This window comes from Anaeromyxobacter diazotrophicus (assembly GCF_013340205.1).
Classification (GTDB): Bacteria; Myxococcota; Myxococcia; order Myxococcales; family Anaeromyxobacteraceae; genus Anaeromyxobacter_A; species Anaeromyxobacter_A diazotrophicus.
Genome location: NZ_BJTG01000007.1, coordinates 54,813 through 73,586 on the forward strand (window position 1 = coordinate 54,813; position 18,774 = coordinate 73,586).

Genomic DNA, 18,774 nt, shown 5'->3' on the forward strand with positions numbered 1-18,774 from the left:
GTCATCTCGAGGCGGCGGCCGCGACGGGCGAGGGCGGCGCCGGCGGGGTGGGCTCGGCCGCGAGATCCGAGACCAGCCCGCCCGAGGTGGGGTCGGTCCGGAACCCGAAGCGGCTCAGGTACTCCGGCTGGTAGTAGCCGGTCTCGACGGCGGTGGCGCCGTGGGCGCGCAGGCGGCGGAAGAACTCGCCCATGAGGCCGTCGGCGATCCCTTGCCCGCGGTGTTTGCGGGCCATGACCAGCTTCTCCATGTGCGCGCGGTCGGGCGCCACCCACCGGTAGAAGACCCCGCCCATGACCGTCTCGTCGCCGTCGAGCGCCACCAGGAACTCGTGCTCGGCGGTGAAGGTGACCTGCAGGTTCGCCTCGTGGAAGAGCTGCAGCAGGCGCGCCGCCTCGCGCGGCGTGGCCGGCGCCCGCACCCAGAAGCGCTCGCCCTGCTCGTCGCGCAGGCCCATGACCACCTCGGTCACCTGCTTGTCGCCGGCGGGCAGCGAGATGAGCTGCGCGTCGTCGGTGGGCGCGAGGTAGCGGTAGGTCATGCGGGCGAGGAAGTAGTCCTCCTCCGCGGTGGTGCGCAGCGCGGCCCGGTGGGCCGCCACCTGCTCCTCCAGATCGAGGCCGAGCATCGAGACGGAGCGGGCGCGCTGCATGAGCCGGTCGAGCGCGGCGCCGAGCTCGGCCCGCGCCCCGGCGAAGACGGTCTGGCGGAAGAACCGGATGCGCGTGTCGGGCCAGGTCGCCTCGAGCTCGGAGAGCCGGTAGGTCCCCCACAGCTCGCCCAGCATCTTGCCCCGCGCCTCCACCGTCGCGGCCGGGGTGGCCGCGAGCCAGCGCGCGAACCGGCGGGCGGCGAAGTGGACCCGGAGCGGGGTGTAGCCGCCGTCGCGCACCGCCTCCAGGAAGGCGGCGATGGCGGGGCCGCGGCGGTCGATGCGGGCGGCCACCTCCAGGAGCGCCCGGGCGCGCGTCAGCCCCAGCGCCTCCACCGCGGCCGAGAAGAGCATGGTCTCGCTCACCTCGCCCGCCAGGTCGGGGCGGGAGGCCTCGACCCGGTTCAGGAAGAAGTCCTGGAAGCGGTCCAGCAGCTCGTCGAACGAGCCGCAGGCGCAGCGGTCGGAGATGGACACGAGGCGCGTGCCGGTGTGGTAGTCGTGCGACGGCACGATGAACGCCTCGGGCGAGGGCTCGCGGACGGCGAGCTTCCGGCCGGTGCGGTCCCAGAACGCGATGTGGGCCGACAGCGCCGACCAGGCCAGGTACGGCCAGAGCGTCTTGAGCCGCTTCGTCTCGCCGTGGCGCTCGAGCCGCTCCACCTGCCGCGCCACGTGGTCGCCCGGGATGTACTCCTCGGTGAAGATGCCGTACTCCGGGTAGTAGCCGCCGAACGCCTCCACCAGCGGCGGCGGGGCGCCGGCGGCGAGCAGCCAGGAGATCTCCTCCCGCAGCTCGGCCGGGTGCATGGCCGAGACGAGGTTGATGGCGCTGTCGAAGGTCTCGCGGGCCCGGGTGTGGATGGAGAGCCGGAACACCGCCTTGCCGTGACCGGTGCCGAGGTAGCTCACGGTGGCGCCGCCGGGCGGGATGTCGGCCAGGGAGAGGAGCGCGCCCCGCCCGAAGAGGAAGCAGGAGGCGCGCACCAGCGTGGTGTCGATGATGGCGCGCAGGAGGAGCTCGCGGGTGCGCTCGCCGATGCCGTGCTCGAATCCGATGACGTCCTTCCAGCCGTACTCGTTGCCGCTCTCCGGGTCGATGGCGAGCCGGAGGTTCGGCCCGATCCAGTTGGAGAACCCGCGGCGCAGCCGGTCGAGCTCCTCGCTGGCGCGCGCCCCCAGCTCCTCGTCGTCGTGCATCGACAGCCGCGCCAGCGGGACCCGCACCGCCGCGTACCACCGCGGGTGCGTGTTGGCGTGCGCGACGAGGAGGCGCATCGTCCCGACCAGCAGCCGCCGCTCCGAGGGGTCGCGCACCTCGTCCAGCGCCGCGTCGGCCGAGAGCGAGGCGAGCAGCACCGCCACCTGCGGGTCCGAGAGGCCGCGCTCGCCCAGGATGGCGAGGTCCTCGTCGCGGAGCGCCATGGGGCCGAGCCGGTCGAGGAAGAGGCGCAGGGTGGCGAGGGTCTCCTCCGCGTCCTCCTCGGGCAGGAGCGCGCGGAAGGCGCGGCGGCGGATCTCCTCGTCGGGCGAGTCGGCGGCGCGGCGCAGCAGTGCCCGGCAGACCGTGGCGTGCTCGCTGCGGCCGGCCGAGACCCCGGACTGGAGGTGCGCCACCGCCCGCCGCGCCTCCGGCCGCTCGGCGCGGAGCAGCTCGCCCGCCGCGTGGATGCTGTGGAAGGTGGTGCGCTCCACCTCGACCGCGTCGACGAGCCGCGAGACGCGCGAGTGGGTGGGCGCGGGCCAGACCCGCGCGTCGAGCTGGATCTCGCTCGCGGCGCGCCGGCGGCGGGCGACGAGGGAGTGGAAGGCCTCCTCCCCGATGAAGGCGACCAGCTCCTCGTTGCCGAGCCACAGCGCCGGCCGCGCCAGCAGCGCGCCGAAGTCGAAGACCGAGGCCGGCACCGTGTAGGCGAGATCGCCGAGCCGCATCGCCCCGGGGGCGGCGGGGTCGGCGCCCACCCGCATCGAGCGCGCGCCCGCCTGGAGCCGCCCGTCCTCCAGCCGCACCTCGTGCTGGAGCACGCCCATCTCGCGCAGCACCCAGTTCGGGATGCGCAGGAACATCCCGTCCACGGTCAGCGCGAGGTGCTTCTGGACGTACATCCGCTCGACGAGCTCCGACCAGTTGCGCTCGACCACCTCGCGCTTGAACGACAGCTTGTGGGTGAGCTCGCCGTGCGCCTCGTCGAGCGCGCGCGGCAGCACCTGGAACGCCACCACCCGCTCGAAGGGCGCCAGGAAGCGGTTGGCCGAGGCGACGAGCGAGGAGAGGAGCTCGTTGAGGTCGGCCGGGGAGAGGTCGCGCAGCGCCGGCTGGGTGGCGTAGTTCGGCCAGATGAGGAGCGTGTTGTACTCGCGGTGATCGCCGACCAGGAACGCCTGCGCCACCGCGTCGAAGTCGCGGAACAGGTTCTCCACCCGCTGCGGGGCGATCGTCTGCCCGGCGCGGTTCTTGTAGATCTCCTTCTTGCGGCCGACGATCCGGAAGTGGCCGAGCGCGTCCTCTGAGACCAGGTCGCCGGTGCCGAACCAGCCGTCCGCGTCGAGCCCGCGGTCGATCCCGCCGGGTCCCCAGTACCCCTCGCTCACGTACGGCCCGCGGATGAGCAGCTCGCCGTCCTCGGCGCGGCGGCACTCGACGCCCGGCAGCGCGGTCCCGATCGACTGGTCGAAGTACTCCCCGGGCGGCGTCATGGTGACGCCGCCGGTGGCCTCGGTCATGCCGTAGCCGGAGCAGAGCTCGATCCCGGCGCGGTGGAAGGCCTTGAAGACGAGGGGGTCGAGGTAGCCGGCGGCGGAGAGGCCGTAGCGGAGCCGCCCCCCGGTGAGCGCCTTGAGGTGGGCGGCGGTCTCCTCCAGGTCGTCCGAGGCGGCCTCCTGCACCGCGGTGTCGTGCAGCTCGATCCACTTCTTCGGCACGCTGATGAAGAGGGTGGGGCGGACGGCCTTGAAGTCCTCGAGGAGCGAGGCGTGCGAGGTGCTGCGCGCGAAGACGTAGGTGGCGCCCCACCACAGCGAGGCGCACAGCTCCAGGTACCGGCCGAACGTGTGGTAGAGCGGCAGGTAGCTGAGGAAGACGTCGCCCTCGCCCACCTGCGGCAGCGCGAAGCCGCGGCAGAGGCGCTTCGAGACCACGTTGAGCTGCGAGAAGGCGATGCCCTTCGGCCGCCCGGTGGTGCCGGAGGTGTACATCACGGTCGCGAGGTCGCGGCTCCGCACCTCGGCGGCGCGGGTGACGCGCACCACGTCGTCGAAGGCGCCCCCGCCCTGGCCCACCATCTGCTCCAGGGAGAGGAGCCCGTGCCGGTCGGCGCAGCCCGGCGAGACCACCACCACCTCGCGCAGCTCGGGCAGGCTCGAGAGCGCCGGCAGGACCTTCGCCAGCTGCTCCTCGTCGGAGGCGACGAGGACGCGCGCGCCGGAGTGGCGCAGCATGTACACCACGTGCTCCGCCACCGCGTTGGCGGGGAGCGGGAAGTCGACGATGCCGTTCGTCAGGCACGCCAGATCGCACAGCGCCGTCTCGAGCGAGTTCTCGGACAGGATGGCGACCTTCCCGTCCGGCTCGTCGCGCATGAGCGACAGGATGCCGCGCGCGATGGAGCGGGTCCGGCGCGCCACGTCGGCCACGGTGAGCTCGGTCGCGTCCGCGCCCAGCACGCGCATGGCGACGGTGCGCGGGTCGGTCTCCTCGCGCGAGCGCAGCACCTCGCCGAGCGTGTAGTCGGCGCGGTCGATCACGCCGACGAGGAGGCGGGTCCAGTCGGGCACCTGCTCCGCCGGCAGCGCCTGGGTGAAGAAGCGGCGGCGGCTGGCGTCGAGCAGCGTGAAGAGCGCCCGCCGGGCCGGCAGGCGCGCCTCGGGGGAGCGCGTGCGGCCGAGCAGCGTCTCCACCAGCGCGGCGACGTGGGGGAGCTCGGCCGGGTGCACCCCGGCCAGCGCGTCGCGGGTCTCGGCGAGCAGGTCCTGGGCCACCGGACCGGGCCGGGACCAGTGCGAGGCCAGCCTCGCCAGCGTGGAAGCCTGCTCGTGAGCCATCGTGCGGTGCCTCGATCGTGACGTCGGCGGGGGCCGGAAGCACGAAGAAATCACGCTTCGAGCGCCGAGTCACCCGCGGCGCCACCGGGCGACGAAGAAGGCGTCGGCCCCGTCTCGGTGCGGCCAGGTCCGCCGCCAGGCCTCGCGGGCGAAGGCGGGGTGCGCGCGCTCGAACGCCTCCGCCACCTCCTCGTTCTCCTCGCGGCGGAAGGTGCAGGTGGCGTAGACGAGCCGGCCGCCCGGCCGGACGCGGACGGCGGCGCGCGCGAGCAGCCCGAGCTGCAGCCCGGGCAGCGGCGCGAAGGCCGCGGGGTCGAGGCGGAAGCGCTGGTCGGGGCCGCGCCGCAGCGCGCCGAGCTCGGAGCAGGGCGCGTCCACGAGCGCGGCGTCGTAGGTGGCGCCGGCCGGCGGCGCCGCGCCGGCCACGCGCACGAGCTCCCCCGCGCCCGCCCTTCGCGCGCGCTCGGAGAGCCGGCGCAGCCGCTCCGGGTCGAGGTCGCAGGCGTCCACGGCGCCGCCCGGCGCGACCGCCGCGGCGAGCAGGAGCGTCTTCCCGCCCGCGCCGGCGCACAGGTCGAGGAGCTCCTCGCCCGGCCGCGCCTCTACCAGCGCGCCGGCGAGCTGGCTCGCCTCGTCCTGGACCTCGAGGAGCCCCTCGCGCCAGGCGGCGAGCCCGTAGACGTTCGGGCGCGGCGAGGTGACGAGGAGCGCGGAGGGGGCGAGCCGGCCCGGCGCGGTGGCGACGCCTTCGGCGGCGAGCCGCGCCGCCAGCGCGGCGGGCGTGGTCCGGAGCCCGTTCGGCCGCAGGCACACCGGCCCCGGGAGGTCGAGCGCGTCGGCGAGCCGCGGCGCCTCCGGGCCGAGCTCGCGCTCCATCGCCGCCCACAGCCAGTCCGGGAAGGAGAAGCGGATCGCCGGGTCGTCCGGCGGCGGGCGCGGCGGCGGGAGCGTCCCGGGGCGCAGCTCCAGCAGCTCCTCCGCGCCGGCGACGCCGCCCAGGTCGCGCACGAGCGCGGCGAGGAGCAGGCGGGACGGCCCCCTCTCCCTGCCCTTTCCCCCGGTGGGGCAGAGGGGCTGCGACGCCTCGGGCACTTCGGCCCCCGCGTGCCACCCGAGCCGCCTCCGCCACACCGCCACCCCGTAGATCGCCTCCTTGGCAGCGGCGCGCGCCTCGGCCGGAAGCTCGCGGTGCGCGCGCAGGAAGCGGTCCACCACCCGCTCCGCCGGCTCGCTCGCCAGCACGGCCGCGAGCGGCGCGTCGAGCGCGGGGGCGAGGCCCTGGAGCGCGCGCCACGGCACCGCGGCGAGGCGCGCCTCGGAGGCGAAGGTCACAGGAGCACGAGCCCCGCCGGCAGGCTCTCGCCGAAGACGCGCTGCTCGTCCGCCACCTCGAGCGCCACCGGCTCCTCCACCGTCCGGAGCAGCGCCGGCGAGGCCCCAGCGCGCCGCAGCGCCGCGAGCGCCTCGTCGCGCGCCTCGGGCGCGAGGTCGCGCGCGCGGTCGCCCGACATGCGCGCCAGCTGCGCGACGGGGAAGACCAGATCCGCCGGCCGCGCCGGCACTGCGAGGAGCCGCGCCAGCCACGCCTCGGCCACCTCGGGGGCGACGCAGGCGTGGCCGCTGCCGTGGAAGGGGACCCGCGCCCCCAGCCGGCCCACCGCCCACAGGAGGTGCGGCGCCGGTCCCTCGCGGTCGAGCCGCTCCAGCACCGCCTCGCCCGCGGCGCGCTTGCGGGCGGGCGCGACGCGCTCGAGGCTGGCGGCGAGCCGCACCATCTCGTCCACCGCCTCCGGGCGCACCCCGGCCACCTTGGGCTTGGCGCGGCGCGGGTCGGGCGGCGCGAGGAACGGCAGGACGGCCTCGAGGACGCGCTCCTGCGCCGCCTCGTCGAGGCCGCCCGCGATGCGCCGCCACAGGATCCACCAGGCCTGCCAGTTGTGGGGCTCGGCCTGGAACTGGAGCCCCTCGCCGAAGGCGGCGAAGGTGCGGGCGGCGCGCCAGGCGTCGAGCGGCGCGCCGAAGCCGGGGCGGAGCGCGTAGCCGGTGAGCGTGAGCCACTGCCGCTCGTGGTCGGCGCTGCGCCGGCGCCGCGCCATGCCGGCGTGGAGCGCGGCCCACAGCTCGCGCAGGAGCGGCAGGCCCCACTGCTCGCGCGGCCCGAGCGCCTTCTCGAGCGCGCGCGCCAGGCCCTTCACCTCGCGCCGGTCCACCGGCGCCGCCTTCTTGCCATAGCAGCGGTCCACGAGCTCCCGCGCCTCCTCGAAGCGCCGGGGGAGCGCCGCCACCTCCGAGGGGGCCTCGTCGCCCGCGCCGCCGCGCAGCCCGAACTCGAGCTTCCACCGCGCGTCGCGGTCCTCCGCCACGCAGAACACCTCCAGCGTGCCGATCTCGGTCAGCGCCGCCCGCAGCCGCACCGGCAGGTGGGCTGGCGCGCCCGGCCTGGCGCCGCCGGGGCCGCCGGCCACGTCCGAGCGCAGCACCGTCTCGACCGGCGGCAGCGGCTGCAGCCCGGCGCCCTCCACCGCCACCGCGTCCCCGGGGCGCTCGAAGCGGGCGCGGGTGGTGGCGTAGAGTGGGAAGCGCACCGGCTGGTCGAGGCGCAGCGCGAAGGTGCGCGGCACCTCGATCTCCGCGCCCTCCTCGGCGTGGCGCGGGACGAGGCAGATCGCCTGCGCCTGCTCGCCGGCCGTGTCCACCCCGACGTAGTAGGCGCGCGGGGCGCCGCCGCCGATGCGCAGGCCGAGCCCGCGCCGCACCAGCGCGAAGGCGGCGGCGCCGCGCGCCACCGCCAGGTCGAGCGCCTCCGCGTCGAGCAGGTCCACCGGCGGCGCGCCCGGGAACCAGCTCGACACCACCTCGCGCAGCCGCTCGCGGACGGCCGGCGGCGTGAAGACGCCGCCGTTGAGGAGCAGCGCGTCGGGGCGGGGGAGGGCGGCGGCGCGGCCGGTGGCGGCGGCCACCTCCTCGGCGTGGTCGCGGAGGAAGGCGAGCGCGTGGCGCGTCACCGCCGGCTCGGCCTCGTAGGGGAGGCCGAGCTCGAGCAGCCCCCCCCGCCCGCGCTGCCGCGGCAGCTCGTCCGGCCCGGTGCGCGGGAAGAACCCGTCCAGGAGGACCGCCAGGACCTCGGGGCGGGTGAGCTCCGCCGAGAGCGTCCCGCCCACGAGCCGGCTGCCGCGCCCGGGGATCGCGATCGTGAGGGCCTCCGGCGGCGCCCCCTCCGCGGCGGCTCGACCCTCTCCCCCGCCGGTCTCCCGGAACGGTAGGGCGGGGGCTCGTCGCCCGCCTCCGGGCGAGAGGAGCCTCTCCTTCGCCTCCCGGCACGCCTGCACCAGCAGGGACCACTGCACCGCGTCGAGGCGCGCCCCGAGCCGCGCCTCGACCTGCCGCGCCAGGGTGACGTCCACGTTGTCGCCGCCGAGGAGGAGGTGGTCGCCGACCGCCAGGCGCGTCAGCCGCGGGGCCGCGCCCTCGCCCGGCGCGGCGTGGATGAGCGTGAGATCGGTCGTCCCGCCCCCGACGTCGCAGACGAGCACCAGCCGCCGCCCGCCCAGCGCGCCCGCCAGATCGGCGCGGTGCCGGGTGGCGAAGTCGTAGAACGCCGCCTGCGGCTCCTCGAGCAGCGTCACGCGGTCGAGCCCCGCCTCGCGGGCCGCGCGCAGGGTGAGCTCCCGGGCCACCTCGTCGAACGAGGCGGGCACCGTGAGCACCACCTCCTGCTCGGGCAGCGGGTGCTCCGGGAAGCTCCACGCCCAGGCGTCGCGCAGGTGGCCGAGGTAGAGCGCCGAGGCGGCCACCGGCGAGAGCCGCGGGACGCCCTCGGGCGCGCCCCAGGGCAGGATGGCGGCGGTGCGGTCCACCCGCGGGTGGCTGAGCCAGCTCTTGGCGGAGGCGACGAGCCGCCCGGGGACGCGCGCCCCCTGCGCCCGCGCCAGCTCCCCCACCACCACGTCCGGCTCGCCCCAGGGCAGGCGGCGCGCGCCGGGCGGCAGCTCGTGCTCACCGGGGAGGTACGCGCTCGAGGGCAGGAGGCGCCGCTCGCCCACCTCGCCCGGCGCCACGAGCTGCGGGACGGCCAGCACGCGCAGCGCCTCGGCCGGATCCCCCTCGGCGGCGAGGTCGACGTAGGCGAGCGCGGTGTGGATGGTCCCGAGGTCGATGCCGACGAGAAAGCGCGATGGCGTGGCGGACACGGCCCCTCTTCCCCGCCCTCGCCGGCGCCGCCGGCGGAGGGGGCGGACATCCTAAGCCTGCGGCTGCTCCGCCGCGCGGAGGTTGAACTCCACCCTCCAGGCGCGGCCCTGCGCGTCGGCGGCCTCGAGCTCGAGCGTGCCGAGCTCGGTGACGTGCGCCCGCAGCGCGACCGGCACCACCTGCCCCGCCTCGCCGCTGGCGGCGGGCAGCGTCGTCTCGATGGGCGGCAGCTCCTCCAGCTCCGCCTCGCGCTCCACCACCGCGCCCACCCGGTCGTCGCGCCGCAGGGACGACGCGAAGAAGCGGAAGCGGGCCGGCTCGCCCACCACGAGCCCCAGCTCGCGCCGCGGCAGCTCGGCGGCCGTGCCCTCCTCCATGCCCATGGGCGCGACGCAGAGCGCCTCGACCGGCGGCGGGAGCCCGGGCACGGCCGGCGCCGCGGTCTCGACGCCCACGTAGTAGGCGCGGGCGGTGCCGCCGCGGATGCGGATGCCGCGGCCGCCGCGGACCCGGCCGTAGCTGGCGGCCCCCTTCGCCACCGCCAGGTCGAGGTCCACGCCCGGCAGCGCGCGCGGCGCCGCGCCGCCCTCGGCCGCCACCCAGCCGGCGACCACCTCACGCACGCGCTCCTCGAGCTCGGCCGCCTTCATGACGCCGCCGTTGAAGAGGAGCGCGGTGGGGTGGAGGAACGCCTTCCCGGAGAGCCGCGGCACCGGCGCGGACGAGGCGTCGAGCGCCTCGCGCTGCCGCGACAGGAAGGCCGCCAGCTGGCGGGTGATGGCCGGGTCCGAGGCGTAGGGGAGCCCGAGGGTGGTGAGCGCGGCCCGGCGCTGGGCCGCGGGCCGGGCGGTGACGTCGACCCGTGGCAGGAAGCCGTCCACCAGCGTGGAGTTGAGCTCGCCGCGGGTGAGCTCCACCCGCAGCGCGCCGCCCATGAGGCTCGAGCCGCGCCCGGGGATGGTCACCGGGACGCTCATCCTGGCGCGGTCGGCGAAGAGCAGCTCCTTCGCCTGCCGCGCGCCGTGGGTGAGGGCGAGGAGCTGCCAGCGGTCGATGGTCTTCCCGGCGTCGGCCAGCTTCTGCTGCAGCCGGTGGGCGAGCGCGAGGTCCATGTTGTCGCCGCCGAGCAGGAGGTGGTCCCCCACCGCCACCCGCTCCAGCCCCAGCTCGCCGTCGCGGTCCACCACCGCGATGAGGCTGAAGTCGGTGGTGCCGCCGCCGACGTCGACGACCAGGATGAGGTCGCCGACCTGGACCAGCTTGCGCCAGCCGTCCCCCATCGCCTCGACCCAGGCGTAGAGCGCCGCCTGCGGCTCCTCCAGCAGCACCGGCTCGGAGAGGCCCGCCTGCCGCGCCGCCTCCACCGTGAGCTCGCGCGCCACCGCGTCGAACGAGGCGGGCACGGTGAGCGTCACCGCCTGCCGGTCGAGCGCCAGCGCCGGGTCGCCCTTCGCCACCTCGGCGTCCCAGGCCGCCCGCAGGTGGGCGAGGTAGCGGGCCGACGCGTCCAGCGGGGAGATGCGCGGCACCTCCTCCGGGCTGCCGACCGGGAGCGACGCCGCGCGCCGGTCGAGGGTGGGGTGGCAGAGCCAGCTCTTCGCGGAGGAGACGAGGCGGATGGGGGTGAGCGCGCCCTGGGCGCGGGCGAGCTCGCCCACCACCTCGCGCGGCGCGGGGCCGGGCGGGGTCCAGGGGAGCCGCAGCGCCTCGTCGGCCAGCTCGGCGGCGTGCGGCAGGTAGAGGTAGGAGGGCAGGAGGGGGCGGTCCGCCACCTCGCCGGGGTGGACGAGCTGCGGGATGCCGAGCACCCGCGGGGCGGCGCGCTCCTCGCCGAGGGGGAGGTAGGCGAGCGCGGAGTGGGTCGTGCCGAGGTCGATCCCGACCGCGTAGGCCGCCCCTCGCTTCACAGCTCGACCTCGGCCGCGGCCAGGATGCGCGGGTCGTGGCCGGGCAGCGGCGGGAAGCTGGTGCGGGCGGCGCGCCAGCCGTGGTGGCGCAGGGCGCCCTTGAAGGGCGGCTGGCCGACCACGTTCCCGGTGAGCCGCACCGCCGCCGGATCGAACCCGGCCGCCACCGTCACGCGCGCGCCCTCCGGCTCGCGCAGCACCGGCTCGAGCTCGAGGTAGGCCGCGAGCGCCTTCTTGCACCCCGCGTGCACGGTGCGCGCGGCCGCGCCGATCTCGGAGTCGGAGAAGCCCTCCAGCGACTCCTCCAGGAAGTCGAGGAGGCGGCCGTCGCGCTGCAGGAGCGCGATGACCTGCAAGGACTCGGCGTGTTCGGGCGCCGCCTTTGCGGCCGGCTTCGGCGCGGGGATGGGCGGAGGAGCGGCGGCGGCTGGCGGCGCCGCCGCGGGCGCGGCGCTGGGGGCGGGCGCGGTCCGTCCCGCCTCGCTCGCGCCGGCGCGCGGGGCGGGGACGGCCGGGGAGGGGGGCTGCGCCTCGGGGAGAGGGGGCGCCCCCGGCGGCAGCGCGCGCTGGCGCTCCCTGAGCAGGTGGACCTCCTCCGCGAAGCGCCGGTTGAACAGCACGGCGAAGAAGGCGACGAAGGCGAGGAAGAACCGCTGCAGCGGCGTGAGGGTCCCGTCCATGGCGGGGAGAGTTAGTCGCGCCGGCCCCTCGCCGCATCGCTCGAGGGTCGCAGCCCAAACGAAAGCCCCTCCCCCGGGGCGCGGGGGAGGGGCCGAGAGCCTTCAGCAGCGCGGCGCGGACGCTAGTTGAACGTCCACTGCACCATCGCCTGCGGCGCGCTCACCGTGTGCGCCTCGTGCACGCCGCCGTGGGCGAAGCCGCTCGGGTACTTGTGGACGATCCACTCGACGCCGGCGTAGAGGCGGTTGCTCTTCCCGCCGAACGGCGCCAGCACGTCCACGAGGAGCTCGGGCTCCGCGAGGATGTCGATGGCGTTGTCGCCGTTGAGGTCCTTGGTGCCGGCGATGTCGACGAAGCCGGTGAAGAGGAACGGCACCGGGCCGATGGCGAACGGGATGGTCCAGGACGGGCTGATCTGCCACACGTGCGTGTCGAACTTGTCGTACCGGTAGTAGATGTTGCAGCTCACCGTGTACGGCTGGGGGAGCGCGAGGTCGAACCCGACGCCGCCCAGGTACGCGTAGAACGCCGGCCCGACGTTGACCTCACCGGCGAGGCCCCAGTTCTGGAAGATGCCGAACAGCGGCCCCTTCTGCCCGAGGACCTTGTTGAGGAACAGGCGCGGGTGCCACTCGGTGTAGGCCTGCGCGCCCGTGCCGAAGCGGCCGGCCTGCGAGCCGAACTCGGGGGCGCCGGTCGCGTCGCGGAAGTCGCCGATGTACATGTCGACGAAGGCGAAGTTGTCGCCGTACTCCCACGTCGAGTAGTGGTTCAGCGTGATGGTCGTCATCGCGCCGTCCTTCGTGTTGTAGCCGTACTTCTTGTCGTCGAAGTCCCAGCCCTGCAGGAGCTGGATGTTCGTGGTCGAGAAGCCGTCGGCGTGGGCGACCGACGGGAGCGCGGACGCGACGAGCGCGGCGCCGGCGACGAGCGAGGCGAAGAGTCGAGAGCTGCGGTGCATGGGCCTTGTTCCCTCCCTGAGAGGTGAGGGGGGGCACCCTACCCGGGTGGGCTGACAGCGAGCAGTCGCTTGGTCACGGGAGAGGTGCGACAAGAAGCCACACGGTGCCCCGTCCTTCGGGTGGCGGTCCGGCGCCGACCCAGGGTGGCGGGGGACGTAACCAGCATCTACGCTGGAGCGGCAATTTGTCACGGTACGTCACATGCATACAGCGAAAATCATGTTTCGGATCAAGACACGGGATCGGGTGCTCGCCTTCGCGGCGTTCGCGCTCGCGGTGACGCTCGCGGTGGGGGCGGTGGCGCGGCACGCCCTGGCGCAGGTCGCGGATCAGTTCCAGTCGGTCGCCGACGTCCAGTTCGCCGGCGCGCTGGCGCTCGACGCAGTGGAGAACGGTCACCAGCTCGCCATGCGGGCGTTCAACGCGCTCCTCATCGAGCGGGGGGACGAGGGCGTCCGCCAGCGGTCCTACCAGCGGATCGCCGAGGCCACCGCGTCCGCCGAGCAGGCCCGGAGCGCCTTCGAGGCGCTGCCGCTCGACGCCGGCACGCGGCAGCTCTACGCCGAGACCGGCGGCCCCTGGCACGGGTGGCGCGAGAGCGGGGAGCGCTTCGTCCAGCTGGCGCGGCAGCGCGACGGCCTGCTCGCGGCCGGCCGCTCCCCGACCGACCCCGAGGTGAAGGCCGCCGCGGACGCCGCGTACACGACCTGGCAGGCGACGACGAAGCTCGAGCGCACGCTCACCCCGGCCCTCGCTGCGGTGACCCGGCGGAACACGGAGCAGGTGGCCGAGGCCAAGGTGAAGGCCGCCGCCGCCGTCCGCGCGGGCGACCGCGCGGCGCTGGCGGTCCTCGTCGCGGGCGCCGCGCTCCTGGCGCTGCTCGCGCTCGTCATCGCCCGCTCGCTCCAGCGCGCCATCACGACCTTCCAGCAGGAGACCGCGGCCCTGTGCGACGCGGTCCACCGCGGCGACCTGCACCACCGGGCGGACGCGGACCGCGTGCACTTCGAGCTCCGGGGCGCGATCGTGGGCCTGCAGGCGGCCGTCGACGCCTTCGGCGTGCCGTTCCAGGCCGCGGTCCGGTGCGCGGAGCGCCTGGCCGACGGCGAGGCGGTGGCGCCGATCGAGGCCGAGTACCAGGGCGAGTTCGCGGCGCTCAAGCGCAGCCTCAACCACCTCATCGAGGTGACCGGCCGCCGCGAGCGCGACATGGAGGCGCTCATCGAGGCGGCGGTGCGGGGGCGGCTCGACGCCCGCGGCGACCCGAGCGCGTACCGGGGGCGCGACGCGCACCTCATCGCCGGGATGAACCAGGTGCTGGACGCGGTGGCCGCTCCCATCGCCGAGGTGTCCGCCGCGCTGGACCGGCTGGCGCGGCGCGACCTGGCGGTGCGCGTGACCGGCAGCTACCAGGGCGAGCACGCCCGGATCAAGGACGCCCTCAACGCGACCACCGAGGCGCTGCACGACGCCATGGGGCAGGTGTCGCTGGCGGTGACCCAGGTGGCGGCGGCCGCGGGCCAGATCGCCTCGTCCAGCCAGGCCGTCGCGGCGGGCGCGTCCGAGCAGGCGTCGAGCCTGGAGGAGACGTCGTCGAGCCTGAGCTCGATGTCCAGCATGACGAAGGGCACGGCGGACAGCGCGCACGAGGCGGAGCGCCTCGCCCAGCGCGCCCAGAGCGCCGCGGCCGACGGCGGCAGCGCGACCGCGCAGATGAGCCGCGCCATGGAGCGGATCAAGGCGGCCGCCGAGGGCACCTCGGAGATCATCAAGGTCATCAACGAGATCGCCTTCCAGACCAACCTGCTCGCCCTGAACGCGGCGGTGGAGGCGGCGCGCGCGGGCGAGGCGGGGCGGGGGTTTGCGGTGGTGGCGGAGGAGGTGCGCTCGCTGGCGCTCCGCTCGAAGGAGGCCGCCGCCAAGACCGAGGAGCTCATCCGCGGCTCGGTCCAGCAGGCGCAGGCGGGAGAGGTCACCGCGAAGCACGTGGCCGAGGTGCTGGGCGAGATCACCGCCTCGGTCACCGGCGTCACCGGCCTCCTCGGCGAGATCGCCGCCTCGTCGCGCGAGCAGGCCGCCGGCATCGACCAGGTGGAGCAGGCCGTCACCCAGGTGAGCCAGGTCACCCAGCAGAACGCGGCCAGCTCCGAGGAGTCCTCCTCGGCGGCGGTCGAGCTGCTCCGCCAATCGGAGGACCTGGCGGCGGTGGTGGGGTCGTTCGAGCTGGGCGGCGGCGGCCCGGCGACCGGCGCCGGCCACGCCGCTCACCTGCCGAAGAACTCGAGGGCCGGCGCCGCGGCGCGGGCCTGACGGCGGGGGACAGGGCCGAACCAGCGGTCCCTCCACCCTCGCCCCGCGCAGCGGGGAGGCTGGGGAGAGGGGCCGCGCAACCACGCTCGGCCGCCCCGTCTACTCGAGCTTCCCCGGGTACACCGGCAGGCTCTCCCGCCCCTCGGCGTCCACCGTCGCGACGGCGAAGACGAAGTTGTCCGGCACCACGTCCGGGAGCACCAGCTCGGCCTGGCGCGGGTAGCGCGTCGCGCGCTGCCAGGTGACGCCGTCCGCCCGGCGGCGGTAGAGCACGAGCGCGGCCGCGCGCGGATCCGCCGGCAGGGCGAGCCGGAGGTGCGTGTCCGGGCTCACCGCGCCCCCGAGGCGCACCTCCGCCGGCGGCGCCGGCGCCGCGGCCAGCTCGGCCACCGCGGCGAGGAGCGCGCGCCCGAGCCGCGCGGCGTAGGCGAAGTCGACGTGTGCGAGCACGTCCCCGTAGGCGCGCCCGCCCACCGCCCGCAGGTCCTGGTGCTGGCGATCCCAGTGCTCGTGCGCCTCGACGAGGCGGATGGCCGGGAACCCCTCCTTCGAGAAGGCCAGGTGATCCGAGCCGCGCGCGATGCGGTCGCGCCGCAGCATGAGCCACAGGTCCAGGTTCTCCACGTACCGCTCGCCGACGCGCTTCACGTAGCGCGCCCACTCGCGCGCCGCGCCGTCGTTCTCGCCGCCCAGCGCCTCCCGGAGCTTCCGCTGCGGCTCGGTCTCGGCGGCGGGCACCCCCTCGCTGAAGAGGCGCGCCGAGACGTCGTCGTGCACGCCGTCCTGGCCCGCGCTGCTGCCGATCATGTCGACGGCGGTCATCGCGACCACCCGCACCCCCTCCTGCTTCAGGCGCTGCGCGAGGTGCGTCGAGCCGTTCAGCCCCTGCTCCTCGCCGGCGACCGCCACGAAGTAGACGGCGATGGCCGGCTGCTCGCGCGAGAGCACCCGCGCCAGCTCCAGCATGAGCGCGGTGCCGCTGCCGTCGTCGTCGGCGCCGGGGGCGTCCACCTCCGCGTTCGCGACGTCCGAGCCGCGCGAGTCGTAGTGGCCGGTGAGGACGATGGCCTCCTTCGCGCGGGCCGGGTCGGTGCCGGGCAGCACCGCCCCGACGTTCCAGATCTCGACCGCCCGCGGGATGCGCGGGGCCGGGGGCTGGGTGAAGCGGTCCTCGAACGGCTGGAGCCGCGCCCCGGGCTGCCGCGCCAAGGCCGCGAACTCGCCGGCGAGCCAGCGCCGCGCGGCGCCGATGCCGCGCACCGGCGACTGCGCCTCGGAGAGCGTGTGGCGGGTGCCGAAGGAGACGAGCTTCGCCACCGTGGCCTGCATGCGCGCCGGGTCGACGGCGGCGGCGAGCTGGGTGACGTGGGGATCGACCGAGGTGGCCGACAGCGCGGCCGCGAGCGCGAGCGGGGCGATGGGCGTCATGGGCCGCCATCCTATCGAAAGCGCGGGAGCCGAGGTCGAAGTCGAAGTCACATGTCGCGGTCGCGGTCGAAGTCGCGGTCGAAGTCGCGGTCGAGGTCGCGGTCGAGGTCGCGGTCGCGGTCGCGGTCGCGGTCGCGGTCGGGGTCGGGGTCGGGGTCGGGGTCGGGGTCGGGGTCGGGGTCGGGGTCGGGGTCGCGGTCGGGGTCGCGGTCGGCTTTCGCCCGCCTGCGCGGGGGCCCTCTGCGCTAGAGTCCCCCGCGTGGGATCCCCCGCGCTCGCCCTCGCCTGCGCGCTCGCCGCCGCCTCGCCGGCGCTCGCGCGCGAGGCGCGGGAGCCCGCCCCGGCGCGCCGTTACGCGCTCACCATCAGCGGCGGGGCGAGCCTCGGCGCCTACGAGGCCGGGGCCACCTGGGCCTTCGTCCGTTACCTGCGGCAGCTCGAGGCGCAGGCGCCGGCCGGCGTCGCGCCGCGCCTGGCGGTCGCCACCGGCGCCTCGGCCGGCAGCCTCAACGCGGCCCTGGCGGCGGTGGGCTGGTGCGCCGCGACCGAGGGCTCGACGGTGGACGACAACCCGTTCCGGCGCGCCTGGCGCGGCCTCGACCTCGACGCGCTCCTGCCCGCGGTGCCGACCTCGTACCAGCGGGACGACGCGCTCCTGGCGCGGGCGGCGCTCGGGCCGGCCGAGCGCGAGCTGCGGGAGGCGCTCACCGCGCCCGGCGCGCGGGGGTGCCGCGTCGCGCTCGGCATGACCGCCACCGCGGAGCAGCCGCTCGTGACCTACGTCGCCGGGCTCCCGGCGCGCGACCAGACGGTGGCGCTGCCGCTGCAGATCGTGGCGGAGCCGGGCGGGGCGCCCGAGGTGCGGAGCCAGCGGCTGCCGCACCAGCGCGTCGCCGGCGACCGCGTGCTGCACCTGTCGGGCCGCGCCGCGGCGCCCGGCGGGGAGGTGCAGGTGGAGCCGGAGGTGGTCATCACCGCCATGAAGGCCTCCGGCGCCTTCCCGTTCGCCTTCGGCGCCGTCGCGCTGCCCATGTGCGTCGAGGCCTGCCCGGCGGCGAGCGCGGCGCCCCTCCGGCTGTGCCCGGCGCCGGACGGACCGCCCGTGCCGGGCCGCGCCTGCGCGGGCGCCTACCGCGACGGCGGGGTCTTCGACAACACGCCGCTCCAGCTGGCGGTGGCGCTCTCGGAGGCGCAGCCGGGCGCGGCGCAGGAGCCCACCGCCTACCTCTACGTCGACCCCGACCTGCGGCGGACCCAGACCCGGGAGGCGCGGCGCGAGCTCGCGCCCGCCGCGGGCGCCGCGCGCGAGCTGGCCTTCCTCGCCGGCGCCGCCACCTTCGCCCGCGAGCGGTCGCTGTACGAGGCGCTGCACGGCTCGCGCTGGGGGGAGGCGGCGGGGCCGCAGCCGGAGGGCGCCTCCGCCGCGGCCGGCGGCCAGGCGCCGGCGCGGGCGCTCATCCTGTCCCGCCGCTTCGCGCCGCTCACCGCCAGCCTCTTCCTCAACTTCGGCGCCTTCATCGAGGCCCCCTTCGCCGAGGCCGACTACCTGGTCGGCGTGTACGACGCCGGCTACGGGCTCGCCTCGTTCCGCTGCGGGCAGGGGAGCGTGGCGGCGGGCGCCACCGCCTTCGCGCGCGACGGGGCGGTCGACCTGCGCTGCCTCGGCGCGGAGCTGGAGCGCGCGGGGCGCGCCCTGGAGCTGCCGGGCTCGCCGGTGGCGTGGGCGGTGTATCGGCGGCTCGCCCGCGCCGAGGCGCGCGCGCTGGCGGGCGCGGAGCCGGGGGCGGGCTGGGCCTGGACGGCGGACGGGGCCCCCGGGCCGCTCGCCCCGGCGGCGCAGGTGGTGGAGGCGCTCCTGTCGCAGCCGCGCCGCTGCGACCCGGCCGACGCGGAGCCGTGGTGCTTCGCCGATCCCACCGCCGACCAGTTCGTCGAGGCGCTCCGGGCGCGGGGGTACGCCAGCGACTTCGCCGACAGCCCCGAGCGCTGGGCCGACGAGCGGCTGGTCCGGCTCGCCAACCGCGGCCTGGCGCTGGAGCGAGAGCCGGGGTTCGGCCGGGTGGCCTGGGCCGGGACGCAGCTCCTCGTGCGCAGCGCCTACCGCGGGCCGGGGCTGCACGATCCCTCGACCCTGCCGGCGCTGTCGGAGGTGGGCCTCACCCCGGCGCGCCTCGCCGCCGCGGCGCTCCCGCACCGCCTCTCCGTCTCGGTCACCACCACCCAGCTCGCCGCCGCCTGGTGGGAGCCGGTGCTCGACCTCGACGCCCGGTTCGCGCTGGAGCTCCGCGGCGACCTCGCCACCGACTTCGTGCACGGGCCGATGGTGTCCTTGCGGCCCGGGGTGGTGGTGAATCGGACCGGCCTCCTCTCGGCGTCGCTGGGCCCCGCGGCCGGGCGCACCTGGCCGTGGTGGCCGGCCGCCGCCAGCACCACGCGCCTCGGGGTGGAGCTCGGGGTGGGGGTGGCGCGCGACCGGCTGCGGCTCGTCCTCACCTCGCTCTCCGGACCGGGCGAGCGCGCGGGGGCGGGCTGGGACGTGCGCCTCGACGTGAGCGACGTCGCGGGCATCGTCTACTGGCTGACGCGCATGTGACCGGCGGAC

The 18,774-nt window shown here is 76.4% G+C and carries 9 protein-coding genes; 2 read left to right on the forward strand and 7 right to left on the reverse strand.

Features of this window, described 5'->3' with window-relative positions; translation table 11 throughout:
- Position 1 precedes the first annotated feature (1 nt).
- The 6 genes from HWY08_RS14720 to HWY08_RS14745 all read right to left on the reverse strand — a co-directional run bounded on the left by HWY08_RS14720 (position 2) and on the right by HWY08_RS14745 (position 12,433).
- The gene (locus HWY08_RS14720; protein WP_176066516.1) at positions 2 to 4,693 is read right to left on the reverse strand and encodes a GNAT family N-acetyltransferase; all 4,692 of its coding nucleotides are present in this window, start codon (positions 4,691 to 4,693) and stop codon (positions 2 to 4) included.
- A gap of 69 nt (positions 4,694 to 4,762) precedes the next feature.
- Complete coding sequence (locus HWY08_RS14725) at positions 4,763 to 6,025, reverse strand: RsmB/NOP family class I SAM-dependent RNA methyltransferase (RefSeq protein WP_176066518.1); 1,263 nt, start codon at positions 6,023 to 6,025, stop codon at positions 4,763 to 4,765.
- On the reverse strand, positions 6,022 to 8,883 hold the full coding sequence (locus HWY08_RS14730) for an Hsp70 family protein (protein ID WP_176066520.1): 2,862 nt from the start codon (positions 8,881 to 8,883) through the stop codon (positions 6,022 to 6,024). The genes HWY08_RS14725 and HWY08_RS14730 overlap by 4 nt, the downstream gene beginning before the upstream one ends.
- Before the next feature lie 51 nt (positions 8,884 to 8,934).
- Positions 8,935 to 10,791 carry an Hsp70 family protein gene (locus HWY08_RS14735; RefSeq protein ID WP_176066522.1) on the reverse strand — a complete coding sequence of 619 codons (1,857 nt, stop codon included), beginning with the start codon at positions 10,789 to 10,791 and terminating at the stop codon, positions 8,935 to 8,937.
- Complete coding sequence (locus HWY08_RS14740; protein ID WP_176066524.1) at positions 10,788 to 11,471, reverse strand: DUF2760 domain-containing protein; 684 nt, start codon at positions 11,469 to 11,471, stop codon at positions 10,788 to 10,790. The genes HWY08_RS14735 and HWY08_RS14740 overlap by 4 nt, the downstream gene beginning before the upstream one ends.
- 122 nt (positions 11,472 to 11,593) lie before the next feature.
- Complete coding sequence (locus tag HWY08_RS14745; protein WP_176066526.1) at positions 11,594 to 12,433, reverse strand: ion channel protein Tsx; 840 nt, start codon at positions 12,431 to 12,433, stop codon at positions 11,594 to 11,596.
- Between the two features lie 220 nt (positions 12,434 to 12,653).
- On the opposite strand from HWY08_RS14745, the gene HWY08_RS14750 reads away from it, so the two are divergent.
- The gene (locus HWY08_RS14750; RefSeq protein ID WP_176066527.1) at positions 12,654 to 14,744 is read left to right on the forward strand and encodes a methyl-accepting chemotaxis protein; all 2,091 of its coding nucleotides are present in this window, start codon (positions 12,654 to 12,656) and stop codon (positions 14,742 to 14,744) included.
- 99 nt (positions 14,745 to 14,843) lie between these two features.
- Here HWY08_RS14750 and HWY08_RS14755 read toward each other — a convergent pair whose 3' ends face one another.
- Positions 14,844 to 16,172 (reverse strand): M20/M25/M40 family metallo-hydrolase, encoded by a 1,329-nt coding sequence (locus HWY08_RS14755; protein ID WP_176066529.1) that lies wholly within the window; start codon positions 16,170 to 16,172, stop codon positions 14,844 to 14,846.
- Positions 16,173 to 16,431: 259 nt separating this feature from the next.
- On the opposite strand from HWY08_RS14755, the gene HWY08_RS14760 reads away from it, so the two are divergent.
- A complete protein-coding gene (locus HWY08_RS14760) occupies positions 16,432 to 18,765 on the forward strand; it encodes a patatin-like phospholipase family protein (protein ID WP_176066531.1) in 2,334 nt (777 codons plus the stop codon).
- Positions 18,766 to 18,774: the final 9 nt, after the last annotated feature.

What these genes read in the sequence shown, in the direction of transcription:
- HWY08_RS14755 (WP_176066529.1), bottom strand. Translation starts at nt 16,172, where the DNA reads ATGACGCCCATCGCCCCGCTCGCGCTCGCGGCCGCGCTGTCGGCCACC.
- HWY08_RS14745 (WP_176066526.1), bottom strand. Translation starts at nt 12,433, where the DNA reads ATGCACCGCAGCTCTCGACTCTTCGCCTCGCTCGTCGCCGGCGCCGCG.
- HWY08_RS14740 (WP_176066524.1), bottom strand. Translation starts at nt 11,471, where the DNA reads ATGGACGGGACCCTCACGCCGCTGCAGCGGTTCTTCCTCGCCTTCGTC.
- HWY08_RS14720 (WP_176066516.1), bottom strand. Translation starts at nt 4,693, where the DNA reads ATGGCTCACGAGCAGGCTTCCACGCTGGCGAGGCTGGCCTCGCACTGG.
- HWY08_RS14750 (WP_176066527.1), top strand. Translation starts at nt 12,654, where the DNA reads ATGTTTCGGATCAAGACACGGGATCGGGTGCTCGCCTTCGCGGCGTTC.